Consider the following 24,220-nt stretch of genomic DNA (forward strand, 5'->3'; position numbering starts at 1 on the left):
CTAATGGGCTTATCCTGATTTATGAACGAATTCCCAAAAATTGGTTAATTTTTTTTCGGAAAGCCAAATAAGCTAGAAAGGAATCAGCCGTAAAAACGTGCTCTTTAAAAAGTCTTTTCCAGTCTTCTAGACTCAGTTTTTTAGGTGAATGAGCGCTGGCTTTCCATAAATAGTAACTTCTTTTAAGGAAAGAGTTTTCATTTTCCGTAATTCTAGTTAGCAGCAAATGGTATTCAAATAAAATTGGCTGAATCAAATGTTGGTATTTAGCATGGGTATGTTCATTGATTTTGGAATACATGAATATACGGTTATGTATAAATGCAGCTGATTTATTGCTATCTGTATAACTCATTCCCCCTTCGTTTTTTCGATATACGGACATTGTTTGAGGAAGGTAGGCGATGGGACCTTCCTCCGCAAGAATGACGTATAATGGAATGTCACCACTTTTAGAGTGAAAAAACCAATCGGGAAGTGTTTGTACTAATTTTTTCCTCATCATGACACTGGCGGTTGCCATAAACCAAGCCTCTCTTTCTTTCAATAAATCTGTGGAGTAGATCCAAGGGGCTTGGTCTTCTGGATTAATTAATGTGGGTTTTCTTCCGCTACCATCTTCATAGATGATTTGAGCATTGTGAAAACAGGCAGATGCCTCCGGATGACTATCTAAAAAATCTACTTGCTTTTGGAGTTTATCAGGCGAAGTCCAATAATCGTCACCTTCAATGTGAACGATATATTCCCCTTGGCAATCAAAAAAACAATGAAGAAAATTCACTTTCGCTCCTACATTTTCTGGGCGAATGTAGGCTTTGATTTTATCCGGAAAGCGGTCCGCATAGGATTTAACCAGTGAAGCGGTTTGGTCAGGTGAATGATCTTCACCGATGATAATTTCAAATTCAAAATTGGTTTTTTGCTGTAGAATATTATCCAAACAAGTTTGGATAAAGTCTTCATGCTTGTAGGTAATTAGGCAAACAGAAACTTTGGGATGTTTCGGCGTTTGCGGCTTGCCATAAAGCTGATGGTTCAAATAGCTAAAATCCATTATTTTTCCTCTAAAATGGCATAACCTACCCCGGTTTGACCGAAATGATTTCCATTGTAAAATAGAATAGTTTTTTCTTGATGACGAATCACAAGTGGGTATTCAATCATTTCATAGTCCCAATCTTGTTCATTGTCACTGACATCTATACCCGCCAAACCTTCTTGTCTTTCCCAATGGATTCCATCCTTTGATTCCGCATAATATATTCGATAGGAACGATCACGATTGCTGCGGTAGTCGGTACATGCCCGAGCTGAAAACCACATTTTGAAAACCCCATTTTCAATAAGTACGGTAGGTCTTGAAATTCCCCCTTCTACCTCATCTCGGTAATCGATGGCCACTTGACCTTTTCTATCCCAGTTGATACCATCAATGGATTCGGCATATTTAATATGGTAGCATGGCTCCATTAAATTACCATCAGGAAGCCAATGGGTACAATTTAAGTACCATACTTTATATTTACCTTGATCATATAGAAAACAAGCTGAACCATTGAAAAAGGGTTCAGTAGCAGTTGTACTTATGATTGGCCCTTCGAATTTTTTTTGGAAATGAACACCATCCGAGGAATATGCTAAGCCTAAGGCATTGTGGTAGGGAATGGTATTTCTGACGGTCCATCCAATGTAATATAGCCATTTTTCATCCCCATTTTGCAAAAACCAAGTAGGCATGATGCCGCAATCATCAAAAGTTCCAGGAGCCCCTAAGCTTAATATAGGCTCGGGATGAACATAAAGTACATTGGATAAATTTTGAGAATCTAGATCAATGAAAGAGGCTTGGCAACGCCCCTTAGAATCTCGGGCGGAATAATACAAACGGATGCGGTCCGAGTAATTGGTATCAGCACATACAACATGTGCATATTTTTTTTGATTCCATTCAGATTGCCCGTCTGGACAAAAGATGAGTCCTTGTTTATTCCAACGCATATTATTTCTTTGTTGTCCCGAATTTTCGGGACAACAAAGATACAAAGCTTTATCGGATAGTTGAAAAAGTCGTTGGATGCATGTAGATAGATTCTACTTTATCTACAATTTTTCCGTTCTTTTCTGATTCGTCACGTACTTTAATCCAATTGGGATCTTTTCTGAATTCATCGAAAGAAGCTTTTCCGGCAGCTTCACTATCATGGGCCAACAAGTACACTAATCGAGGTTGTACATTTGGATCTTTTTCAATGGTCTTGAAGTAAGCAATGTTTGTCATACCATGCTTCTTGAACAATTTAGTTGTATGGTTTCTAAAACGAGCCAAGATGTCTTCAATGTGGTTGGGTGTCGCCGTGTAAGTTCTTAATTCAATTGCACGATCTACACTTTTGTGAGAAGGCTTAATTTTTGGACTAAAGTCCGTAGCCATCATAAAAGTACTTTCTACTTTAGCTACGATTTTACCCGATTCTTCTGATTTTCTTGCTACTTCTTTCCACTCTGGATCACGGCCAAAACGCTTCCATGAACTATCACGCTCTACTTGATTTGGGTATGATAAAATGTAATAAAGTGCATTTTTCTCATTGTTATTTGGAATCCAATAGCCCACGTTGGTCATACCATGTTTTTCGAAAATTTTGGTCGTGTGATTGGTGAATCGTTGGATCAAAGCATCTAATCTACCTGGGTGGCAATAGTATACGCGTAATTCGTAATAACGACTATCGGGTTTTTTGGCAATCATCTGTGTGGATACGAATAATAGGAGGAGGGTTAATAATTTTTTCATAGGTAATGATGGGGTAAAATGGATATTGTTTTTGTTTATGTATGGGCTTGGTACTTGGATTTATTAACTTTTCGCGACTCAGATTTGTTAACTTTTCACGACTCAGGGGACTCAGATTTGTCAACTCTTGAAGAGTTGACAAATCTAAACCAAAATCTAAACCAAAATCTAAACCAAAATCTAAACCAAATTCAAACCCAAATAATTTTATAGAGATTATTCTTTAGGCAAAGGTATGATTTGAATTAAGTTTTTTATCCTGCTTTCTGATTATTTTAATCAATGTTCTGGTTTTTAGGCACCTAATCGATTTGAAAGGATTTTATGGACCAAAAGAAAAAGCATTTCTGGTTTGGCAGTTCGCCAATTGGGTATTTGTAATGTTCCTCCAAAATTGATGTAATAATCGATTTTGTATTTATTCCATTCTTTTTCAATGAATTCAGGGAAACACAGTCCCGCAATCCAACCGTCTTCTATTTCCTCAAACCATTCTGCATAATAATCATCTTCCCAAGAACCATGAAAATTAAATACATTTTCACCTACCAAAATAAAATATTTTATTCCAGCGGCCAATAAATGATCGATTACCCCTCGCTTGAGCAACATGATGTCATTGTGCAAGGTGTCATTCCATTCTCCCATTAATTCAATAATACTATACTGTAATCCGTAATCCGTAAATAGTATTTTACAATAAAGCGTTTCCGAATCTATATCATCCCAAAGAGGATGTATGTAATAGCTGTAGATGGTATGGACATATTCTGTACTTGAGTATGTTCTCCCATAAAATGGCGACTTAGGGTCATGGGAAGCATTGTATATCGATTCCCATTGATAGGAAGGTTCTATTTCTTGCATAGCACTCGAAATAACAAAAAAAGGCTTGCGAGAGCAAGCCTTTTTAAACAATCAACCTAATAATTAAAGTTTACGTGCACTCTTGAAATTTCCAGAGAGGTCAAATTCAACTTTATACTTTTTATCAGCCAAACTAATAATGACTTCAATTTCATAGGCTGCACCATCTTTACTAACAGAAACAGCTTTTGTCAAGACCCATCCAGCATATGTTTTATCTAAGTAGGCGATGGCTGCCGAAGGGATTTTGTCTTTAGTGATTTCCGTTACCTGGAAATTTGCAGGGTTTGGATTATCCTTTGGTCCTTTACCTGCATTTGCTACATATTTGAAATCTTTGTCAAACATATATGCCTGAGATACTCCGGCTACACTAACAACTACATGGTAGTGTATGGTTACATTATCTTTTTGCACTGAAATGGCATTTTTTAATGTCCATCCAGCAGCATTTTTATTTAAATAATCTACAATGGCTTGGGGAAGTGTCGTCAGTTCGGTTTTAACAATTTTGACATCATCTTTACTTTCTTCTTCACTAGAAAGTATTTTTCCTGAGGCATCTATTTTTAAATCCCACACTTTACCATCTTTTTCAGCATGAATATGGTAAGTAGCTACTCCGCTTCCATCCAAACGAAGTACCGCATTTTTAAATGTATAAGAACTAATGGCTGATTGAACGGCAGCTGGAAGTTCTGTTAGCGCTAATTTGCTGACAGCCGCTCCCATACCTTTTCCTCCTTTTTCACCTTTTTTACCTTCAATGGTGGAAATCATGGCACCCGTTTCATCAAATAAAATAGAATAAACCGTGGATTCCACTTTAATTTCTACTCGGTAAGTAATAGGAGTACCTGAAGTCTTTTTACCAGCATGTAGGAATGTATAGGTGCTATACTTTTGTTTCAAGTAAGTAGTAATGGCGGCTGGTAATTCAGCTTCGGTAATTTTGGTGAAAGCTTCTTTGATTTCACCCGTTTTATTTAAAACGACTTGCGATTCAGTATTGCTGACAACAATGTTGGCACCATACAGCGAATTACTTTGTAATACATAATAATCTACCTGAGCAGAGGGATAGGTGTTGGTGATAGTTGTTTTAACAGCAGTGGGAATAACATTCTGGCTAACAAAGCCAGTGGCATCTGAGCTAGGATTTAATGCATCCTCTTTTGAGCAGCTTGCTAAACCAAGGCTAGCTACTAGGGCGATTGTAAGCAATTGATTTTTCATAAGTATAAAATTTAATTTGACTGTTAAACGCCTATTGTTTTTGTTTTCGTATCAAAAATATAGCATGTATCGTTACGCTCATGCAACCAATCGACCAATGGGCGCATCTTGACTACCAATCATCACAAATAAATAAATAATTATAGTACCTTGTATTGCAAAGTACTATATGTTTACTACATTTGTCTATCAATCAATAAACATATGAAAAAGAAAGTTGCTGTTCTATTAATACTAGGTGTACTTTTTGCCTCAGATTCTTTTGCTTTAGGTTTCCCACATCGTTTATTTCCTGCCAAAGTGTTAAAGAAGGCAGTAAGTTTCGTTATCCCTAAGGTTCAAAAATAATTTTCGCTTACAGGACGTTTGGCAATTATCCTAAATTTTATCTTAAATTTGGATTGCTATATTTAACGTCAATCCCCATGATTTTATCGTTTATTGATTGGAATCCCGATCCAACTATTTTTGAATTGTTCGGATTTCCAGTTCGTTGGTACGGACTTTGTTTTGCCATGGCTTTTTTAGCGGGCTTTCAAGTATTAAGTTATATTTTTAAAAAGGAGGGGAGACCTGTCGAACAAGCTGATCATTTGTTGATTTATGCCATGGTAGCTACGGTAATCGGTGCACGGGTAGGGCATTATTTCTTCTATGAATTTCCCCTATTACAATCTGACCCCATTCGCTTTTTTACTCAAATGATTATTCCTCCCTATTCAGGTTTGGCATCCCATGGCGCAGGAATTGGATTATTCACAGCATTTTATTTGTATACCAAAAAATATCCAGGTCAGTCTTATTTGTATGTAACCGACCGCGTGGTGCCTACAGTGGCCTTGGGTGGTTTCTTTATACGTATGGGAAACTTAATGAATTCCGAAATTGTGGGAAAGCCTACATCATTGCCTTGGGGTTTTAAATTTTATCGAGATACTGAATTCAATTCCATGGGAAATGCCGAAGTACTTGCAAGGCATCCTTCACAACTCTATGAGGCACTTTCTTGCCTTGTACTTTTCTTTATAATTATGTGGTTTTGGTCCCGAAAAAAGGAAAAAACTCCAGAAGGCCTTATCACGGGTTGGTTTATGATCGTTCTTTTTGCTTTACGTTTCCTTTATGAATTTTTAAAAGAAAACCAGAGCGAATTTGAAAATTACATGACTTTAAATATGGGTCAAATTTTATCTATTCCAGCCATGTTATTTGGTCTAAGCGTTTTACTTTATGCCAAGAAAAAGAATGCGAGCCTGAACTAATTTATCGACTATTCTTGAAGAAGCTGACTTAATTCCATTATGTCAGCTTTTTTTAATGTCGCATGAATCGATGCTCTTCCTATGGCCGGGTCATTCCATTGTGGATAAGAAAACTGATTCATTTTAAATCCATGATTTTCTAATTTCTGTATGATTTTTTCATTCGTGGTACAGAAGGATGGATGGCCTGGCGCCCAAATCACAGAGGATGCAGATAAACTAGATTGAAATAGTATCACGTTTTCAGTCAATATTTCCCTTTGTTCTTCATAGGCTTTCTGGGCGTGCAAACATGCATAACAAAAGGCCAAATTCGGAGGAGAACTACCAATCCATAAGGGATCTTTCTTGATTTCATCTATCAAAGATTGGGAACCCATAATTATGCCCGCAGGTATACCATAAGCCTTGGATAAAGAGGCTGTTTGAAGTAATTGAGCTAAACTATTTATTTGAATATCTTGGACACCAATGCGGTGGGATTCATCGATCAATAGGAATTGCTCTTGATGTAGGTCTTCGGTCCAATTAAAATCAAATAACTCAACAAAAGGCGTTCTGATGCCATCTGTACCTATAATTTTTATCTTTTCCTTGATTCCATGTTGAATCCATGATGTTCGACTTCCATCAAATGGGGAATGTTGAAATGTGGAAATGGCAGGATGGGAATAGGGAGCCAAAGAATAACGGGCACTTGGGTATTGTTTCAATAAAAATTGAAGAGCTATTTGACCAGCTGCAAATCCAGAGGAGCAAAGAGCTGCCGCTTCATGACCTTGTTTTTCAGCCAAAGTATTTTCTAAATCATTCCAAACGGAAAACTGAATATTGTTTTTTCTTGAGCTGCCCCAGTTTTGAGAGAATAGTTCTATCCCTTTTTTTAGTTTCTCATTAAATAAAGGATGTTCCCCAATTCCCAAATAATTTGTGCCTCCTAACCATCGATATGATTTTCCTTCTACCTCAATGATTCGTCCAGGAATGGAATGCGCAAAATGTCTAAAATTAGTCATGCTTTATCAGTTTTGCCCCAGTTCCTCCACCTTTGGCATAGATAACTTGACCATAATCAATGCGTATGCCTTGGGAAATAGTATCTTCCACTAATAAACATCCATCCATATCTACATAATCCAACATAGGTAGTAATTGGGCAATGGCCGAACAGCCAATCGTGGATTCAGTCATACAACCCACCATGATTTTTAAACCTAATTTTCGACCTTGCTGAATCATCCTCAAAGCGGGGGTAATTCCTCCGCATTTCATGAGTTTGATATTGATGCCGTGGAAATAGTCAGCGCAGCGAGAAACATCTGTTTCAACGATGCAGCTTTCATCAGCTATAATGGGCAATACTGATTCTTTTTTCAATATTTTCATACCTTCCCAATCAGTAGCTGGTAGTGGTTGTTCAATAAATTCCACGCCTAATACCTTTAATTTCGGGGCAAATTCCAAAGTCTGCTCGACTGTCCAAGCGGTATTCGCATCAACTCGAAAAACCGCATCGGTTTCTTTTCTTAAGGCTTCGATAATTTCAATATCCTGCTTGGTACCAAGTTTGATTTTATACAGGGGGAATGGCATTTCTTTCATTTTAGAGACCATTACTTCGATACTATCCATGCCTATCGTATAATCGGTGATTGGATTTTTTGAAATATCTAGTCCCCATAATTGGTACAAAGCTTTATCATGCGTTTTTCCCCATAAATCCCAATATGCTACGTCCAATGCACATAAAGCAAAGGGGTGGTCGTCCAACAAATATTGGGACATCATTTTCCAGAAATCATTTGGATGCGGAAGAATATCACTGGGTAAAAAGGATCGAATAAGCTCCAGTTGCTGCTTCATTTTTTCCATGGTCACCCCATAGTAAGGAGTTTCCGTAGCTTCCCCAAAACCACTTTTCCCATGCCAGCTTAATTCTACAATCAGGGTAGGTTGTACATCCCTCGATTCATGCGTAATCGTGAAAGTATGTTTCAAAGGCAAGTCGAAAGTATGTACATGCAATTCCATAGCTACAAAGGGAAATAGATTAATTCATCACTGGGATCGTTTGCTTTTTGCCAAGCCAAAGCATTGGCATGCTGCCAATGCACCAAATCTCCAGAACCATTATGTTTCAATACCACAGCTTCACCCTCCGTGGTCCACTGAATCGGAATCCAATGATCTAAATTGGCCAATGGAGGCTGTAAACCTTTTATTTTAACTTGAGGGAATGGAGTAGTTTGATCTTGTATCCAAGATAAAAAATAAATAGAAAAACACACCAAGGTTGAGATAGGATTTCCTGGAAATGCAAAAATCACTTTTCCATCTTCTCTACTTCCTACCCAAAGCGGCTTACCTGGTTTTTGAGCAATTTTATGAAATTTAGCTTCAAACCCCAATTCCTTTAAAATACCGGGTATATAATCTTTTTTACCTGCCGAAACTCCTCCAGAAAGTAAAATGATATCATTTTTTGTTAGGCTGGCTAGCAAAGAATTTTTAATCAGATTGGGGTCATCTGGTAAATGATGATGTTCCGATGCTATTCCCAAATTTTGTAAGGACGATTGCATCATGATGGAATTAGAACATCTAATCTGATGTTCTAAGGGTTTTGATTCAATAGGAACTAACTCATCACCTGTTGAAAAAACACTAATTTCTCCTAGGCTTTCTATCCACAAATGGGAATATCCGACACTTGCCGCAATGGCAATGTGATTGGCTTTTAACCGAGTTCCTTTTTTTAAAATGACTTGCCCTTGCTGAATATCACTTCCTTGCTGATGAATGAAACTGCCTTTTTCGATGGTTTCATGTTGACAGGAAACCCATTTTTGACCCTCTTTTTCAAAGAATGTTAAATCCTCTACTTTAATGACTGCCACACAGTTTTGAGGTAACGGGGAACCTGTCATAATTTCCCAGGCACCATCTGCATGCATCAGACTTTTTTGTGGTTCACCTGCATAGGCCGTGCCTTCCAATACCCATTCCCTTCGGTTTATATTTCCCAGGGCAATACCATCCATCATGACGCGGTCAAAAGGAGGGAAGTCGCGATCTGCCAATAAATCTTCCATTAAAATACCTCCCAAGCATTGAATTAATGGGCGGTGATTTTTTTGGCGAGGGATTGGTATTTCTTTGAGTATTTGAAAGGCTTCTTGTGGCTTAATCATATCTTTTCTTGTGGCTTAATCTATAAATTTCTAAAAAAATCGCTGAAATGACTCAATAGATGTATTTTTGTTTTCAATTAGCATCATTATGGCAGCAGAATTTTCACATTTGGACTCGCAAAATCAACCTGGTATGGTGGATGTTGGAGCTAAAATAAGTACTACTAGAGAAGCCAAAGCTCAATCCATCGTGTATTTAGGGGCTGAAATCATTCAGCATTTCGAAGCGGCTGGTTGGCAAAATAAAAAAGGAAGTATTCTACAAACGGCCATCATTGCAGGTACTATGGCGGCCAAAAAAACGGGTGATTTAATTCCTCTTTGTCATCCGCTAGGACTTGATGCTTGTAGCTTTGAGATGGATGTTCAATCAGAAGAAATCATCATAACATGTACTTGTCGATTGCATGCCAAAACAGGAGTTGAAATGGAAGCCATGGTAGGAGCTAGTGTGGCTGCATTAACCATTTATGATATGTGTAAATCGGTCTCAAAGGGGCTCGTGATACGTGAAACTAAATTATTGTCGAAGTCTGGCGGCAAATCAGATTTTCAAGCTTAATATGTCATCTCATCACATCATTCGAGATAAGCAAGAACCTGCTTTAATCATAGCCAATGGAGAGGCATGTTCCATAGAAATACTTGAGCAATTACTCGAGTGGTCTCCTACGGTGATTGTCTTGGACGGAGCCTTGGAGCGGGTGATTGAACTGGGTATAAAAGTGGATGTTTGGTTGGGTGATTTTGATCGCTCATTCGCTTCAGGGAAAAATTATGATGATTACCCTTTGAAAAAAATCCATACCCCAGACCAAAATAAAACGGATTTAGAAAAAGCTTTTGATTATTTATTGGAAGAGGGATACCCTGGTGTCAATGTAGTTTGGGCGACAGGAAAACGCATGGATCATACGCTTAATAATTTTCACTCAATGGCTAGTTATGGTCGAAAATTGAAAATTGTCATGATAGATGATTACTCAGTGAGCTATTTGTTACCACCCGTATTTGAAAAGTGGTATCCAGCTGGTACTTCCATTTCCTTGATGCCCATGGCTGAAGCCAAACAAATCTCTAGTTCAGGATTATTGTATGAATTAGATGGCATGGATTTGTGCATCGGCCTTAGAACGGGCTCAAGTAATGTGACCAAAGCAGATGGAATGGTGAAAATAAGCTATGAGAGTGGTCAATTACTCTTGATGGAATGTCACGATTAATCTTCCTTTTTTGAATTTTTTTGCCTCATTTTTTCCTCAGCCGCATTTTGGGCAGCTTGATAAAATACCGGATTAACCTCCAATTCGGGCATGTAATTTTGCGCCACCCAATGTCCTGGATAATTGTGAGGATATTTATATTCTACCCCATAATTCATTTCCTTCATGAGTTTGGTTGGGGCATTTCTCAAGTGCAAGGGAACAGTTAGATTCCCCGTTTTTTCCACAAAGGCCAAAGCCTCATCGATTGCCAAATAAGCTGAATTACTTTTGGGCGAATTAGCTAAATAGATCACGGTTTGAGAAAGAATGATACGGGATTCAGGGTTACCTATGACCCGAATGGATTCAAAACAAGCTTGAGCCAATAATAGGGCATTCGGATTGGCTAATCCAATATCCTCTGAGGCTAGGATTAGCAGTCGCCTGCCAATGAATTCCAAAGATTCTCCCCCTTGGAGCATCCTGGCCAACCAATAGATAGCTGCATTGGCATCGGAGCCTCGAATCGACTTGATGAATGCAGAGATAATATCATAATGTTGCTCTCCGTCTTTGTCGTAAAGCGCTAAGTTTTTTTGTAACCTTTCCGTAACTAAGGCATTAGTAATGTTAAGTTCATTGGAATTAGCCGAGCTAACGAGTAATTCAAACAAATTATACAACTTTCTGCCATCCCCTCCAGAAAAATGATAGAGTGCATCTGTCTCTTCCAAGGTGATTTTTTTCCCCTTAAATAGTGGATCTATCTGGATGGCCTTTTCCAACATTTGGACCATGTGTGATTCCAAAAGAGGTTGAAGTACATATACTTGGCAACGGGAAAGTAAAGCGGATATAACTTCAAAAGAGGGATTTTCTGTGGTGGCCCCGATTAAAGTAACGATTCCTTTTTCTACAGCACCTAATAAAGAGTCTTGTTGGGATTTAGAAAAACGGTGAATCTCATCAATAAAAAGGATGGGCGAATTGGCCTCAAACATCCTATTTTTTTTCGCTAATTCTAAGGTTTCCCTGACCTCTTTCACTCCGGAAGAAACCGCCGATAGCGTGTATATGGTTCTTTTTAAAGCTGTTGCTAACAGAGTAGCTAGGGTAGTTTTTCCCACACCCGGAGGCCCCCAAAGGATACAGGAGGGTAAATGTCCTGCATCAATAGCTCTTCGAAGTGGACCTTGAGGTCCCATCAAATGTTCTTGTCCAATATAATCCTCCAACAAAGAAGGACGCATTCGTTCGGCGAGCGGTTGCATAGTCTTCGAAGTTACGCTTTTTCTATAAAATCGTGGATGACAATTAAGTCACTTCAGATAAATAATCTCAGAAAAGGATAAAAAATTCAATTAGAATTCTAATTTTGAAAGATAAATAAATCTAAATAATTATGAATTCATCGCGTAGATCATTTTTACAGAAAGGAGCTATTGCTTTAGGAGCAGCAGCCTTCACTTCATCGACATGGGAAGCTTTAGCCAATGCCAAAGCAAAGAAAATAGTAGGTGTTCAATTATACTCCATTCGGGAGGATATGAAAACAGACCCAATGGGTACTTTAACAAAATTGGCCGAAATGGGTTACAAATATGTTGAACATGCCAATTACGTCAACCGTAAGTTTTATGGTTGGTCTGCACAAGAATTTAGAAAGCGATTGGACGGTTTAGGATTAAAAATGCCGAGTGGTCATACTGTTATGGGTAAGCAACACTGGGATGAGTCGAAAAAGGAGTTTACGGATTTGTGGAAGTATACAGTAGAAGATGCGGCGGTTTGCGGCCAAGAGATTGTCATCAGCCCATCTTTGGATAAGTCGATACGTACCTCATCGAGTTTATTCAAAACCTACATGGATGTTTTCAATAAGTCGGGTGAGTTATGCCAAAAGTCAGGCATGCGTTTTGGATACCACAACCATGATTTTGAATTTTCTGAGAAATTGGATGGAGTGACTTTGTTTGATTTAATCATGGAGAATACCGATTCAAAATTGGTAGCCCAGCAGCTGGATATAGGTAATATGATCAATGGCGGTGGAGTTCCTGCTGACATTTTAAAGAAATATCCTGGTCGTTTCGTATCCATGCACGTGAAAGATGAGATAGCCGCTGCAGCTGGTCATGGAGAAAAATATGAAAGTACCATTTTGGGTACGGGAATTATTTCTGTTTTGGAGATGGTGAAATTAGGCGAAAAGAAAGGCGGAACGAAGCATTTCATCATTGAGCAGGAATCTTATCAGGGCAAAAAGCCGATTGATTGCGTAAGAGAAGATTTAGAAATTATGAAGAAGTGGGGATACGCATCCTAAAGTAAGAAACATTAAGCTAAGTGATTTTATCATGAAGCTTAGTGATGTTTTTTTGTAAATTGCATCAACTCAATAATCAAGGAAAGAGCCCAGCTCTTTCCTTTTGTTTGCTATAAAAACTCGTATATGAAATCATTATTTACTTTACCAGCCTTATTGCTGATGGGTCCATGGGCTCTAGCGCAAGCTTCTCTGAAGCCCAGTATTAACCAGAAAGCTCAAGTCATTGAATCTAAAACCATTGCTTGGAGAAGGGATTTTCATGAACATCCTGAACTGGGAAATAATGAGGTTCGTACAGCGGGTATTATTGCGGCACATTTAAAATCCTTGGGGATAGAGGTACTAGAAAAAGTAGCAAAAACAGGTGTGGTTGGGATACTCAAAGGAGGAAAACCTGGACCGGTAGTTGCCTTACGGGCAGATATGGATGGTTTACCTGTCACTGAGCGCGGAGACTTAGCATTTAAGTCGAAGGTTACCACAGAATATAATGGCCAAAAAACAGGCATCATGCATGCTTGTGGGCATGATAGTCATATGGCCATATTGATGTCAGTAGCAGAAATTTTAGCCTCGGAAAAGGCTAATTTAGCTGGAACGGTCAAATTTATTTTTCAACCGGCTGAAGAAGGAGTGTATGGAGCGAGAGGAGAGAAAATTGTTTCCGGAGCTGAATTGATGGTTCAAGAGGGTGTCTTAGAAAATCCTAAAGTAGATGCCATATTTGGATTACATATCATGGCAGAAGCAGCTGCAGGAACGATTCAGTATCGTCCAGGAGCCACGATGGCTGCTGTGGACGAGTTGGATATTCAAGTAAAAGGAAAGCAAGCACATGGAGCCTATCCTTGGCAAGGCATAGACCCCATTGTTATTTCTTCCCAGATTATTATGGGATTGCAGACGATAGTTAGTCGGAATGTCAATTTGCCGGAGGACCCGGCCATCGTCACGGTAGGAGCTATTCATAGTGGTATTCGGTATAACATTATACCAGAGAATGCTAGTATGATTGGAACCATTAGGACTTTTGGTACGGAACAAAGAAAATTAGTGCACCAGCGGATTAAGGATATTGCTACGAACATTGCCAAGAGTGGCGGTGCGGAGGTAGATGTGCATATTGGAACGGGATACCCAGCTACAATAAATGATGTAAACTTGGTGGATAAAATGCTTCCTTCACTCATCGCCTTGAATGGTCGTGATAAGGTCTTATTAAAACCTGCTCATACAGGGGCAGAAGATTTTAGTTTTTTTCAAGAAAAGGTACCTGGATTCTTTTTCTTTTTAGGAGGAAGACCTTTGGATAAACTAAATGTGCCCGTAGCAAGTCATCATACCCCTGATTTTCAAATAGATGAGTCAGGTTTTGAGCTTGGAGTAAAGGCTTTGAGCCATTTGGTGGTCGATTATTTTGACCAAGCCATGCCTGCCACTAAAAAGAGTAAGAAATAAAAAATAGGACTGTCCTTATAAAGACTAGGACGGTTTTAACTTGACAAGGTTTAATTTTACTGAAAAAAAGGAGATATGTCCCAAAATTATCAGCATGTATCCTACCTATGGGAGGATTCAAAAGCAGCATCTTTATCTGGAAACGAGGTAGATTTATTTATTTATAGGTCCAATATACTTGGGGCAGATTTAAGAATTACGAACTATGGAGGTGGTAATACCTCGGTTAAAATAAAAGATAAAGATCCTTTAACTGGACAAGAGACGGAGGTAATGTGGATTAAAGGTTCTGGTGGAGACATCGGTACTCTGAAAAAATCGGGATGTGCGGCCTTGTATTTAGATCGTTTATTGAGTTTAGAAAATGTATATCGTGGCTTAGAGCATGAAGATGAGATGGTGGAGTTATTCAACCATTGTATTTTTGACTTAGCTTCTAAGGCACCTTCTATTGATACTCCTTTGCATGGTTTCTTACCATTCAAACACATAGATCACTTACATCCCGATGCGGCAATTGCCATTGCAGCAGCTAAAGATGGTAAGAAAATTACGGAAGAATTATTTGGCGGACAGATTGGATGGGTTGGCTGGCAGCGTCCGGGATTTGATTTAGGTTTACAGTTGCGTGCTTGTTTACAAGAGGCAGCAGCCAAAGGCATTCAGCTTCGTGGAATTATGTTAGGATCCCACGGATTATTTACTTGGGCAGATACCTCATATGATTGTTATTTAAATACACTTGACGTTATTGAAAAGTGTGCTGAATACATTAAGCAAAATGAAGGAAAGACCAGACCTGTTTTTGGAGGGCCAAAAATTTCCTCTTTAGATACAGAAAAGCGTATTTCTCAAGCTAAGGCCATTGCGCCAGTATTGAGAGGCTTCTGCTCTTCTTATGTTCAAATGATTGGACATTTTTCGGATGATGAGCGCGTCCTTCAATTCATTAATTCCAATGATTTGGATGTACTAGCTCCTCTGGGAACATCTTGTCCAGATCACTTCTTGCGTACTAAAATTTCGCCATTGGTTTTGAATTTGAAACCAGATCAAGATTTATCTGATGTAGACGGAATTAAGGCACAAATTCAACCTTTGTTTGAAGCTTATCGTGCCATGTACGCAGAATACCATGCCACATGTGCTCGTCCGAATAGTCCAGCCATGCGTGACCCAAATCCAGTGGTTATTTTATACCCGGGCGTAGGTATGTTTACCTTTGCAAAAGATAAGCAAACTGCTCGTGTGGCCGCTGAATTCTACACCAATGCCATCAATGTGATGCGTGGAGCGGAGGCTATTTCTAAGTATACCTCTTTACCGCGTCAAGAGGCATTTGATATTGAGTATTGGTTATTGGAAGAAGCTAAATTGCAGCGTATGCCAAAACCTAAGAGCATGTCTGGCCGAGTGGCTTTTGTGACAGGTTCAGCAGGTGGAATTGGTAAGGCTATAGCTAAGAAAATGGCTCAAGAAGGAGCATGCGTGGTTATTAACGACGTTAATGCTGAGCGCATGGAAGAGGCAAAGAAAGAATTCACTTCTTTATTTGGTAAAGATTCTGTATCGACTGTCCTGGCAGATGTTACTAGTCAAGAATCCATTGAAAAAGCCTTCGGGGAAGCTTGTTTAGCTTTTGGTGGGGTTGATGTGATTGTCAATAATGCAGGTATCAGTATCTCAAAAGGAATTTTAGAGCATACTCAACAAGATTGGGATCGCTTATTTGATATTTTAGTGAAAGGGCAGTTCTTGGTAAGCCAAGCAGCTGTAGCCATCATGCGTAAGCAAAATTTAGGAGGGGATATTGTTAATATTGTTTCTAAAAATGCATTTGTTGCTGGACCAAATAACGCTGGTTATGGTTCGGCAAAAGCGGCTCAGGCTCATATGACTCGCTTATTGGCAGCGGAATTGGGGCCAGATCGTATTCGTGTGAATACCGTTAATCCAGATGCTGTTATTGCGGATTCTAATATTTGGGCCGGAGGTTGGGCAGAAGGACGTGCCAAGGCTTATGGAATTAAGGTAGAAGAATTACCTGCTTTCTATGCGAAGCGTACGTTATTAAATCAATCTATTTTGCCAGAAGATATTGCCAATGCTTGTTACGCATTTGTTGGCGGATTGTTGCATAAATCTACCGGAAATGCATTGAATGTTGATGGAGGTGTAGCTGCAGGATTTTTACGTTAAATCGGAAAGAATTAGATGTTTGTTGGAGAAAAATTACATGACCACAATGCGCTTCGTTTAGCTGCGCACGAAAGAAGATATACATTTATTAAATCAGAGGTAGCTATTCCATCTGATTTGATATCCAAATTGAAAGATTTTCAGATCGCGATTCCATCTTGGGCCTTAGGCACAGGTGGGACGCGATTTGGTCGTTTTTCAGGGGGTGGTGAACCTCGTAATCTCGAAGAAAAAATTGCTGATGTAGGTTTGCTGCATGCTTTAAACCAAAGCTCAGGCGCTATTTCCTTGCATATTCCATGGGATAGTACCACGAATCCTGCGGCTGTTAAAGCTTTAGCGGCCCAACATGGTTTGGCATTTGATGCAGTTAACTCCAATACTTTTCAAGATCAAGCTAATCAAGCCTTAAGTTATAAATATGGCTCCTTGCAACATGTAGATGCAGCGGTAAGAAAACAGGCTGTTCAGCATAATATTGAGGTGATCCAACAAGGTATTGAATTAGGATCAAAATCTTTGACCGTGTGGTTATCTGATGGTTCTTGCTTTCCAGGACAGTTGAACTTTAGAAAAGCATACGAACGTACCGTCGATAGTTTAAAAGAAATTTATGCCGCATTACCAAGTGATTGGAAGTTGTTTTTAGAATACAAAGCCTATGAGCCTAATTTCTATTCTACTACCGTGGGAGATTGGGGACAATCCTATTCCATGGTGAATAAATTGGGTGAAAAAGCATTTACCTTAGTGGATTTGGGCCATCATTTACCCAATGCCAACATTGAGCAAATAGTTGCTTTACTGTTGATGGAAGGTAAATTGGGTGGTTTTCACTTCAATGATTCTAAATATGGAGATGATGATTTGACCGCAGGCTCTATCAAGCCTTACCAATTGTTCTTGATTTTCAATGAATTAGTGGATGGAATGGATGCCAAAGGTATGAATCATGCCAAAGATTTAGGATGGATGATTGACGCATCGCATAACGTTAAAGATCCTTTGGAGGATTTACTTCAATCGGTGGAAGCCATTCAAATGGCCTATGCACAAGCATTATTGGTAGATCGTTCTGCATTAGAAAAAGCTAGAAATGAAAACGATGTGGTGGCATGCCAGGAAATCTTGCAAACAGCTTTCCGTACGGATGTACGAGCCTTAGTAGCACAAGCTCGATTAGAATTAGGAGGGGCCTTAGATCCTTTGGCTTTATTCCGTGAATTAGGTATTAGAAATCAATTGATACAAAAAAGAGGCGCAAAAACCCAAGCTACGGGATTATAAGATGTCAGTGCTGGAGAAACTTCCCGTTATTGCAATTTTCGATATTGGCAAAACCAATAAGAAGCTATTTCTTTGGGATAAAAACTACCAAATAGTCTTTGAGAAAAGTCAAAATTTTCTAGAAATTCCCGATGAAGATGGTTTCATGGGGGAGGATTTAGCCGCGGTTCAATCCTGGGTATTATCCTCATTTGCTGAAGTTCAGCAAGATTCTCGCTTTGAAATTTTAGCTTTGAATTTTTCTGGATACGGAGCTTCTGTGGTTTTTGTAGATGATCAAGGCAATTCAGTATTGCCATTATATAATTATTTAAAGCCATTTCCCGCAGAGTTAGCGAATCAATTCTATGCTAAATACGGAGGAGAGTCAGAAGTAGCCCGGGCTACGGCTTCGCCCATTTTAGGTAGTTTAAATTCCGGAATGATGGCCTATTGGATGGCTAAGGCTGCCAAAAATCAACATAAAGGAATTCGTTGGGTATTGCATTGGCCCAATTATTTATCCAGTTTATTTACTCATCAATTTTACACGGAATTGACCTCAGTGGGTTGCCATACCCATTTGTGGGATTTTGACCATCAGCGCTACCATACCTGGGTAGAACAAGAAGGTTTGGTGGATATGTTACCACCCACTGTTTTAGCCAATCAGACTTTTCCAATGAGTTCATCCAATCTGCCAGTCGGGGTAGGATTGCATGATTCTTCATCGGCATTGATTCCTTATTTGAAACAATTTAAAGAACCATTTTTATTACTTTCAACGGGTACTTGGTGTATTTCCATGCATCCTTTCAATGCCCAACCATTGACGCCTGTCGAGCTTAAAAATGATGTCTTATCATTTTTACAATATAATGGAAAGCCGGTAAAAGCTGCACGCCTATTTGCTGGCAATGAGCATGAAATTCAATTGAAAAGATTGCAAGCTCATTTTGGAGTAGATAAAAAGGCCCATTTACAGATTCCATATTCGACGCATTTGAATGCTCGATTGAAGTCTCAAATACAAAACAATATGCCTTCCTTGCAGGAAGCCAATGCTGCTTTTTTAGCTAATTCTGGATTCGATGGGCGTGATTTGTCAAGTTTTGAAAATTTTGAACAAGCATACCAGCAGTTTATGGTAGATTTGGTAGTTCAACAAATCTATTCTTTACGATTGTTATTGGACTCTTCCCCAGTAGACCGTATATTGGTAGACGGTGGATTTAGTAAAAATGAAATTTATATGCAGCTTTTGGCCTTTGCCTTTCCTAATGTTGCCATTTATGGAGCTGAAGTAGCTCAGGCGAGTTCATTAGGGGCAGCCTTAGCGATACATTCGTCGTGGAATGATCAAGAAATACCCATTAATTTGGTAAGCCTAAAAAGATATGAAGCATGCGAGTAGCCTTATTTGTTCCCTGTTACATTGATCAATTCTATCCACAAGTTGCTATTGCTAGCTTAGAATTATTGGAGAAATTAGGTTGTGAGGTTGTTGTTCCTGTGAATCAAACTTGCTGCGGACAACCCATGGCTAATTCAGGTTTCGCAAATATTACGGGAGGTTGTGATACCAATTTCTCTGATAATTTTTCCGGATTTGATTACATCGTAGGGCCTTCTGGCTCCTGTGTATTGCATTTGAAGGAGCACCATCCAGATCCAAAAATTAGATCTAGTGTATATGAGATTTGTGAATTTTTGGTGGATGTCTTGCAAGTAAAATCTTTGCCTGCTTATTTTCCTCATAAAGTCGGTTTACATCAAAGTTGCCATGGACAAAGAGGTTTAGGTATTTCTTCCATGACAGAATTAAATGAGAAGCCATTTTCTAAATTGACCTATTTATTAGATTTGGTAAAAGGTTGTGAGTGGAAATATCCGGAGCGCCAGGATGAATGCTGTGGTTTTGGAGGCACATTTTGTGTGACAGAGGAAGCAGTTTCTGTTAAAATGGGGCAAGATAGAATACAAGAGCATCAAGCAAATGAGGTGGAATACATTGTAGGAGCTGATACTTCTTGTTTAATGCACATGGAAGGAATTTTGAAACGTTCCGGATCGAAAGTTGGAGTAAAACACATCGTAGAAATATTGAATGCACATGCTTAGTCACGCGGAAGCTTCTGAGAAATTCATTGCCAATCAGGAAAGAACCGATTGGCATGACGATACCTTGTGGTTTGTGAGATCCAAACGGGATAAGGCAAGTAAATTGCTTCCTGAATGGGAAGCCTTAAGGGAACAAGCTTCCCAGATTAAAGAGCACTTGCTTAGTCATTTGCCTCAATATTTATTGGAGTTTGAAGCCAATGCCCAGGCGAACGGCATTCAGGTTCATTGGGCCAAAGATGCTCATGAACATAATGAAATCGTGTATTCCATCATTCAAAAACATGGAGATAAAGCTTTAGTCAAAAGCAAATCGATGTTGACGGAAGAATGCCATTTAAATGACTTTCTAGAAAAAAAGGGAATAGATGTAGTGGATACTGATTTAGGAGAAAGGATTGTTCAGTTTAGAAATGAGGTTCCTAGTCATATCGTTTTACCCGCCATTCACTTGAAAAAGGAGGATGTTGGAGAAACATTTCATCAGCATTTAGGGACACCCAAAGGAAATAAAGATCCTCAGTTCTTAACGGAAGCGGCTAGAATTCACCTCAGAGAAAAGTTCTTGGGAGCTAAGGTCGCTATAACCGGTGTGAATTTTGCGGTAGCTGAAACAGGTGAATTTGTGGTTTGTACCAATGAGGGTAATGCCGACATGGGCGCACATTTATCTGATGTACATATTGCCTGTATGGGAATTGAAAAAATTATTCCCAAAAGACAAGATTTGGGTGTTTTTCTTCGATTATTGGCACGCAGCGCCACGGGGCAATTGATTACTACGTATTCTAGTCATTTTGCCAAACCCCGGGAAGGACAAGAAATGCACATTGTTTTGGTGGATAATGGACGCTCAAGACAATTGGCTCGTGATGAATTTAGGAATTCCTTGAAGTGTATTCGTTGCGCAGCCTGTTTTAATACCTGTCCTGTCTATCGCCGTAGTGGTGGACATAGTTATCATCAGCCAGTTGCTGGGCCAATCGGTTCAATTTTAGCACCTAATTTTGATAAAAAGTCGAATGCAGACTTACCTTTTGCTAGTACATTGTGTGGTAGCTGTTCCAATGTTTGTCCGGTTAAAATTAATATCCATGAGCAATTATGGTTTTGGCGACAGGATTTAATGAAAGAAGGATTGGCACCTGCAGGAAAAGTTATTGGAATGAAATTGATGGCTTGGTTGATGTCAAGTCCTGCCGTTTTTAGAATGGCTGGGGGAATAGGCAGAAAGGTAATGAGTTGGTTCCCTTTTATGGTGAATAATGGTTTGAATCCTTGGTATAAACAAAGAGAAATGCCAGCTCCACCAAAACAAAGTTTTCAGGAATGGTATAAATCGAATCGATCATGAGCAGTCGGGAAGAAATATTAAAGGCATTACAAGAAGTGCAAGTACCTACCAAAGACTATCCTGGGGCTTTTAGTGCTCAGGTGCATGGAGAGGATACTCTAGCAGATTTTTTGCATTCCATGCAGGTAGTTAGTACCAGCGTAATTCAGGTTGCCAAAGCTGAGGATGCCAGTGTAAAACTAGATGAATATTTCCCCAACATGCAACGTGTCCGTTTACATCCATTAGCTGATGGTTTAAGTTTGGCTGAAATAGACGTCTTGGAAATTGACGGCGATTTTGGCGTGGCAGAAAATGGGGCCATTTGGCTCGATGATTCTATTTTACCTCACCGAGTGGCACCTTTTATTTGTCAGCATTTAGTGATTTATCTTTCTAAAAATAATCTTTTACCTACCCTACAAGAAGCCTATATCAGATTAGGTGATAAGCAAACAGGCTTTGGCGTCTTTTTATCTGGACCATCCAAAACAGCAGATATCGAACAATCCTTGGTGATTGGCGCCCATGGAGCAAGAAGTTTGGTAGTGGTGTTGACCGAATGCTAAACGCTGTCAAGGTTCCGAACCTTGCCAGCGTTGCGTGAAGAAGGAAAATCGAAGTAAAGATCCTTCGGTCAACGATTTTTTTTCCGCATTATTTCATCTATTTATTGATAATCCTTTCAATTGAGGATTATTTTAAATCATATTTTTTCATGATTTCTAATTTTTTGGCATTTGCATTTGGTGCAGCCATTAGGCCGAATTTTTCTTGTAATGCTCTTATTTGCTTGCCTTTTGCCTCTGAGCCATTGGGATATCCATTTTCTGCAGTCAGTTGATGGAATACAATTTCCAGATATTCCTCAAATGGTTGATTAAAATACATATCATAGAACAATAATGGTTTGTCACTGGCATTCCAAAAGGTGTGTTCAATCATTCGTGGTCTTAAATGCCAGCCTCCAGCCTTTATTTGAACTATTTCATCTCCTACAATTACACTTGCTGTTCCATCAATAACATACATTAACTCATCTAATTCTTTGTGTATATGGGGCGCAGGCCCCATTGTTTTGGGAGCCACAGCACACTCTACATTAGAATATGTTCCGTTAGTCATGGAAGACTTAACTCTAACTCTAATATCCATGGAACCTTTATGATCTAAGGGTGGTAATGGATTCAAAAGAAATGGTTTTAATGGGTCTGTGTAACTTGGATTGTGGTCCGAAGATGACCTTGGGATACCAGTTAATGCAGTCAGTATGCCTGATTGAAGGAGGAATTCTTGTCTATTCATGAGATATAAATTATAGAACGTATTTTTCAAATGTAGACAATTTTAGCATTTTTTAATTGATGCTATAAAGTATTTATTATCAAGTGATTAGCTAATTGTTGACCGAATGCTAAACGCTGTCAAGGTTCCGAACCTTGCCAGCGTTGTATGAAGAAGGAAAATCGATCCTTCGGTCAACGATTTTTTTTCCGCATTATTTCATCTATTTATTGATATTGTGCTTGCCATGATTATTGGTTAGGCTAGGCTTTCCATTTTCTTCTTGATAAATTTTCAAAATTCTTATTTCAGTCAAGGAAAAGTAAAATTTCTTCCTCAGGATAAATCCATGATAGTAAAGTCCAAGAAAAAGCTTTTTTTTTTCTATCTTGTCCCAATAAGCTTATTTATCATATGAAAGTCTCTCGGAGAAAATTTATTGGGCAATCCGCATTAGGATTTGCTGCTTTTAGTATTGTTCCACGTCATGTTTTGGGTAAGGGTTATTTAGCCCCAAGCGATCAATTGACCAAGGCCATTGTTGGTACAGGAGGAATGGGTCGTGGGCATATTCCTTATGCAGGCACTAGGGTAGTAGCTCTATGTGATGTGGATAAAAAGAATTTACAATTAGGTTTAAATGAGGTAGAGAAAGGAGTGAAGTCCTTTAGCGACTACCGTGAATTAATTCAATTGCCAGAAGTGGATATCGTCCATGTAGCAACACCTCCACATTGGCATGGTATTATTGCTGCCGATGCTGCCAAAGCCGGTAAAGACGTTTGGTGTGAGAAACCGATGACGCGTACCATAGGCGAAGGAAAAAGATTAACAGAAGCAGTTCAGCAACATGGAAGAATCTTCCGACTAAATACCTGGTTCCGTTTTGAGGGTAATTTTTATGGGATGAACACCACCATCAAGCCAATCAAGAAATTAGTTGATTCAGGTTTATTGGGTTGGCCTTTGAAAGTGACTATTTCTAGGCATACAGGTTTTGATTGGAAATTTTATTGGGTTGGGAAAACTGGTTTAACCCAACAGCCAGTTCCAGCAGAATTGGATTACGATATGTGGTTAGGGCCAGCTCCTTACAAACCATATAATGTTCATCGTACCCACCAGACTTTCCGTGGATATTGGGATTATGATGGAGGTGCATTAGGCGATATGGGACAGCATTATATTGACCCTGTGCAATATTTATTAGGAAAAGATGATACGAGTCCGATTTATGTCGAAGTAGATGCTCCTGTTCAGGATGCTGATGCTGTGGGCACTTTCCGCCGTATTACCTATACTTTCGCTGATGGTTGTCAAATCGTATTAGATGGTGAAGGTAGAGATGAGAATGTGGCTTATATTGAAGGCCCAAAAGGAAAGGTATTCCGTGGTTTTAAGACGGATATTCCTGATTTGGAACGTAAGTTGGCAGAATTCCCTGAGCCTCCTGCTCAGCAAACAGATTTTGTTGATGCCGTGAAAGGAAGAAAAACCTTTGCTTTAAATGATCAAAATGGTCACCGTTCTTGTACCATCGTCAATATGGGTTTAATCGCGATGAGATTAAACAGAAACTTGAAATTCGATCCAGTAAAACAAGAGTTTGTTGGAGATGAAGAGGCCAATCGTTTGATTGATCAACCAATGCGTGCACCATTTACTATGTAAT

The 24,220-nt window shown here is 39.1% G+C and carries 23 protein-coding genes; 13 read left to right on the plus strand and 10 right to left on the minus strand.

The annotated features are described in order from the left end of the window. Positions 1 to 19: 19 nt before the first annotated feature. The 5 genes from ACST15_RS05090 to ACST15_RS05110 form a co-directional block, all read right to left on the minus strand. The gene (locus ACST15_RS05090) at positions 20 to 1,057 is read right to left on the minus strand and encodes a glycosyltransferase family 2 protein (RefSeq protein ID WP_459453600.1); all 1,038 of its coding nucleotides are present in this window, start codon (positions 1,055 to 1,057) and stop codon (positions 20 to 22) included. Then, positions 1,057 to 2,001 carry a glycoside hydrolase family protein gene (locus tag ACST15_RS05095; RefSeq protein ID WP_459453602.1) on the minus strand — a complete coding sequence of 315 codons (945 nt, stop codon included), beginning with the start codon at positions 1,999 to 2,001 and terminating at the stop codon, positions 1,057 to 1,059. The genes ACST15_RS05090 and ACST15_RS05095 overlap by 1 nt, the downstream gene beginning before the upstream one ends. A gap of 49 nt (positions 2,002 to 2,050) precedes the next feature. Next, a complete protein-coding gene (locus ACST15_RS05100; protein WP_459453603.1) occupies positions 2,051 to 2,797 on the minus strand; it encodes an NIPSNAP family protein in 747 nt (248 codons plus the stop codon). A gap of 294 nt (positions 2,798 to 3,091) precedes the next feature. Then, positions 3,092 to 3,664, minus strand: a complete 573-nt coding sequence (locus ACST15_RS05105; protein ID WP_459453604.1) for a hypothetical protein — start codon at positions 3,662 to 3,664, stop codon at positions 3,092 to 3,094. A 63-nt stretch (positions 3,665 to 3,727) separates the two neighbouring features. Further along, the gene (locus tag ACST15_RS05110; RefSeq protein WP_459453606.1) at positions 3,728 to 4,900 is read right to left on the minus strand and encodes a PepSY-like domain-containing protein; all 1,173 of its coding nucleotides are present in this window, start codon (positions 4,898 to 4,900) and stop codon (positions 3,728 to 3,730) included. 204 nt (positions 4,901 to 5,104) lie between these two features. Between ACST15_RS05110 and ACST15_RS05115 the strand changes: the two genes are divergently transcribed. Continuing rightward, positions 5,105 to 5,248 carry a hypothetical protein gene (locus tag ACST15_RS05115; protein ID WP_459453608.1) on the plus strand — a complete coding sequence of 48 codons (144 nt, stop codon included), beginning with the start codon at positions 5,105 to 5,107 and terminating at the stop codon, positions 5,246 to 5,248. A gap of 77 nt (positions 5,249 to 5,325) precedes the next feature. Next, a complete protein-coding gene (gene lgt, locus ACST15_RS05120; protein WP_459453610.1) occupies positions 5,326 to 6,162 on the plus strand; it encodes a prolipoprotein diacylglyceryl transferase in 837 nt (278 codons plus the stop codon). Positions 6,163 to 6,170: 8 nt separating this feature from the next. Here the strand turns inward: lgt and ACST15_RS05125 are convergent, their stop codons facing one another. Genes ACST15_RS05125 through ACST15_RS05135 form a run of 3 tightly spaced genes read right to left on the minus strand, consistent with a single transcriptional unit; the run spans position 6,171 to position 9,353 of the window. Then, positions 6,171 to 7,178: an aminotransferase class I/II-fold pyridoxal phosphate-dependent enzyme gene (locus ACST15_RS05125; protein ID WP_459453611.1), complete on the minus strand. Its 1,008-nt coding sequence runs from the start codon at positions 7,176 to 7,178 to the stop codon at positions 6,171 to 6,173. Continuing rightward, a complete protein-coding gene (locus tag ACST15_RS05130) occupies positions 7,171 to 8,193 on the minus strand; it encodes a dipeptide epimerase (protein ID WP_459453612.1) in 1,023 nt (340 codons plus the stop codon). The genes ACST15_RS05125 and ACST15_RS05130 overlap by 8 nt, the downstream gene beginning before the upstream one ends. 2 nt (positions 8,194 to 8,195) lie before the next feature. After that, positions 8,196 to 9,353, minus strand: coding sequence for a molybdopterin molybdotransferase MoeA (locus ACST15_RS05135; RefSeq protein WP_459453613.1), 1,158 nt, complete (start codon positions 9,351 to 9,353; stop codon positions 8,196 to 8,198). A gap of 88 nt (positions 9,354 to 9,441) precedes the next feature. Between ACST15_RS05135 and moaC the strand changes: the two genes are divergently transcribed. Both moaC and ACST15_RS05145 read left to right on the plus strand, forming a co-directional pair. Further along, positions 9,442 to 9,915 carry a cyclic pyranopterin monophosphate synthase MoaC gene (gene moaC, locus ACST15_RS05140; protein ID WP_459453614.1) on the plus strand — a complete coding sequence of 158 codons (474 nt, stop codon included), beginning with the start codon at positions 9,442 to 9,444 and terminating at the stop codon, positions 9,913 to 9,915. 1 nt (position 9,916) lies between these two features. Next, a complete protein-coding gene (locus ACST15_RS05145) occupies positions 9,917 to 10,576 on the plus strand; it encodes a thiamine diphosphokinase (protein WP_459453615.1) in 660 nt (219 codons plus the stop codon). On the opposite strand, the gene ACST15_RS05150 is transcribed toward ACST15_RS05145, so the two are convergent. After that, on the minus strand, positions 10,573 to 11,829 hold the full coding sequence (locus ACST15_RS05150; RefSeq protein ID WP_459453616.1) for a replication-associated recombination protein A: 1,257 nt from the start codon (positions 11,827 to 11,829) through the stop codon (positions 10,573 to 10,575). The two genes, ACST15_RS05145 and ACST15_RS05150, sit on opposite strands and share 4 nt — an antisense overlap. A 131-nt stretch (positions 11,830 to 11,960) precedes the next feature. Between ACST15_RS05150 and ACST15_RS05155 the strand changes: the two genes are divergently transcribed. The 8 genes from ACST15_RS05155 (at position 11,961) to ACST15_RS05190 (ending at position 21,833) form a co-directional block, all read left to right on the plus strand. Continuing rightward, positions 11,961 to 12,884 (plus strand): sugar phosphate isomerase/epimerase family protein, encoded by a 924-nt coding sequence (locus ACST15_RS05155; protein WP_459453617.1) that lies wholly within the window; start codon positions 11,961 to 11,963, stop codon positions 12,882 to 12,884. 126 nt (positions 12,885 to 13,010) lie between these two features. After that, positions 13,011 to 14,345 (plus strand): amidohydrolase, encoded by a 1,335-nt coding sequence (locus tag ACST15_RS05160; RefSeq protein ID WP_459453618.1) that lies wholly within the window; start codon positions 13,011 to 13,013, stop codon positions 14,343 to 14,345. A gap of 75 nt (positions 14,346 to 14,420) precedes the next feature. Next, positions 14,421 to 16,544, plus strand: coding sequence for a bifunctional aldolase/short-chain dehydrogenase (locus ACST15_RS05165; RefSeq protein WP_459453619.1), 2,124 nt, complete (start codon positions 14,421 to 14,423; stop codon positions 16,542 to 16,544). A 15-nt stretch (positions 16,545 to 16,559) separates the two neighbouring features. Continuing rightward, entirely contained in the window at positions 16,560 to 17,831 is a 1,272-nt protein-coding gene (locus ACST15_RS05170; RefSeq protein ID WP_459453620.1) for a TIM barrel protein, read from the plus strand. A gap of 1 nt (position 17,832) precedes the next feature. Beyond that, a complete protein-coding gene (locus tag ACST15_RS05175) occupies positions 17,833 to 19,224 on the plus strand; it encodes an FGGY-family carbohydrate kinase (RefSeq protein ID WP_459453621.1) in 1,392 nt (463 codons plus the stop codon). Then, positions 19,215 to 19,931: a (Fe-S)-binding protein gene (locus tag ACST15_RS05180; protein ID WP_459453622.1), complete on the plus strand. Its 717-nt coding sequence runs from the start codon at positions 19,215 to 19,217 to the stop codon at positions 19,929 to 19,931. Before ACST15_RS05175 ends, ACST15_RS05180 begins: the two co-directional genes overlap by 10 nt. Further along, positions 19,918 to 21,285, plus strand: a complete 1,368-nt coding sequence (locus ACST15_RS05185; protein ID WP_459453623.1) for a lactate utilization protein B — start codon at positions 19,918 to 19,920, stop codon at positions 21,283 to 21,285. The genes ACST15_RS05180 and ACST15_RS05185 overlap by 14 nt, the downstream gene beginning before the upstream one ends. Beyond that, complete coding sequence (locus ACST15_RS05190; RefSeq protein ID WP_459453624.1) at positions 21,282 to 21,833, plus strand: LutC/YkgG family protein; 552 nt, start codon at positions 21,282 to 21,284, stop codon at positions 21,831 to 21,833. Before ACST15_RS05185 ends, ACST15_RS05190 begins: the two co-directional genes overlap by 4 nt. A 127-nt stretch (positions 21,834 to 21,960) precedes the next feature. On the opposite strand, the gene ACST15_RS05195 is transcribed toward ACST15_RS05190, so the two are convergent. After that, positions 21,961 to 22,569 carry a cupin domain-containing protein gene (locus ACST15_RS05195; RefSeq protein WP_459453625.1) on the minus strand — a complete coding sequence of 203 codons (609 nt, stop codon included), beginning with the start codon at positions 22,567 to 22,569 and terminating at the stop codon, positions 21,961 to 21,963. Between the two features lie 393 nt (positions 22,570 to 22,962). On the opposite strand from ACST15_RS05195, the gene ACST15_RS05200 reads away from it, so the two are divergent. After that, entirely contained in the window at positions 22,963 to 24,219 is a 1,257-nt protein-coding gene (locus ACST15_RS05200; protein WP_223143974.1) for a Gfo/Idh/MocA family oxidoreductase, read from the plus strand. The last annotated feature ends 1 nt before the right edge of the window (position 24,220 follow it).

The sequence above is a fragment of the Aquirufa sp. Wall-65K1 genome (assembly GCF_054558475.1).

Bases quoted from the DNA above. Each gene is read 5' to 3' on its own strand.
- ACST15_RS05195 (WP_459453625.1), bottom strand. From the start codon at position 22,569: ATGAATAGACAAGAATTCCTCCTTCAATCAGGCATACTGACTGCATTA.
- ACST15_RS05145 (WP_459453615.1), top strand. From the start codon at position 9,917: ATGTCATCTCATCACATCATTCGAGATAAGCAAGAACCTGCTTTAATC.
- ACST15_RS05185 (WP_459453623.1), top strand. From the start codon at position 19,918: ATGCACATGCTTAGTCACGCGGAAGCTTCTGAGAAATTCATTGCCAAT.
- ACST15_RS05200 (WP_223143974.1), top strand. From the start codon at position 22,963: ATGAAAGTCTCTCGGAGAAAATTTATTGGGCAATCCGCATTAGGATTT.
- ACST15_RS05110 (WP_459453606.1), bottom strand. From the start codon at position 4,900: ATGAAAAATCAATTGCTTACAATCGCCCTAGTAGCTAGCCTTGGTTTA.
- ACST15_RS05115 (WP_459453608.1), top strand. From the start codon at position 5,105: ATGAAAAAGAAAGTTGCTGTTCTATTAATACTAGGTGTACTTTTTGCC.
- ACST15_RS05190 (WP_459453624.1), top strand. From the start codon at position 21,282: ATGAGCAGTCGGGAAGAAATATTAAAGGCATTACAAGAAGTGCAAGTA.
- ACST15_RS05090 (WP_459453600.1), bottom strand. From the start codon at position 1,057: ATGGATTTTAGCTATTTGAACCATCAGCTTTATGGCAAGCCGCAAACG.
- ACST15_RS05125 (WP_459453611.1), bottom strand. From the start codon at position 7,178: ATGACTAATTTTAGACATTTTGCGCATTCCATTCCTGGACGAATCATT.
- ACST15_RS05100 (WP_459453603.1), bottom strand. From the start codon at position 2,797: ATGAAAAAATTATTAACCCTCCTCCTATTATTCGTATCCACACAGATG.
- ACST15_RS05130 (WP_459453612.1), bottom strand. From the start codon at position 8,193: ATGGAATTGCATGTACATACTTTCGACTTGCCTTTGAAACATACTTTC.
- ACST15_RS05155 (WP_459453617.1), top strand. From the start codon at position 11,961: ATGAATTCATCGCGTAGATCATTTTTACAGAAAGGAGCTATTGCTTTA.
- ACST15_RS05150 (WP_459453616.1), bottom strand. From the start codon at position 11,829: ATGCAACCGCTCGCCGAACGAATGCGTCCTTCTTTGTTGGAGGATTAT.
- ACST15_RS05165 (WP_459453619.1), top strand. From the start codon at position 14,421: ATGTCCCAAAATTATCAGCATGTATCCTACCTATGGGAGGATTCAAAA.
- ACST15_RS05180 (WP_459453622.1), top strand. From the start codon at position 19,215: ATGCGAGTAGCCTTATTTGTTCCCTGTTACATTGATCAATTCTATCCA.
- ACST15_RS05175 (WP_459453621.1), top strand. From the start codon at position 17,833: ATGTCAGTGCTGGAGAAACTTCCCGTTATTGCAATTTTCGATATTGGC.
- ACST15_RS05135 (WP_459453613.1), bottom strand. From the start codon at position 9,353: ATGATTAAGCCACAAGAAGCCTTTCAAATACTCAAAGAAATACCAATC.
- moaC (WP_459453614.1), top strand. From the start codon at position 9,442: ATGGCAGCAGAATTTTCACATTTGGACTCGCAAAATCAACCTGGTATG.
- lgt (WP_459453610.1), top strand. From the start codon at position 5,326: ATGATTTTATCGTTTATTGATTGGAATCCCGATCCAACTATTTTTGAA.
- ACST15_RS05095 (WP_459453602.1), bottom strand. From the start codon at position 2,001: ATGCGTTGGAATAAACAAGGACTCATCTTTTGTCCAGACGGGCAATCT.
- ACST15_RS05160 (WP_459453618.1), top strand. From the start codon at position 13,011: ATGAAATCATTATTTACTTTACCAGCCTTATTGCTGATGGGTCCATGG.
- ACST15_RS05105 (WP_459453604.1), bottom strand. From the start codon at position 3,664: ATGCAAGAAATAGAACCTTCCTATCAATGGGAATCGATATACAATGCT.
- ACST15_RS05170 (WP_459453620.1), top strand. From the start codon at position 16,560: ATGTTTGTTGGAGAAAAATTACATGACCACAATGCGCTTCGTTTAGCT.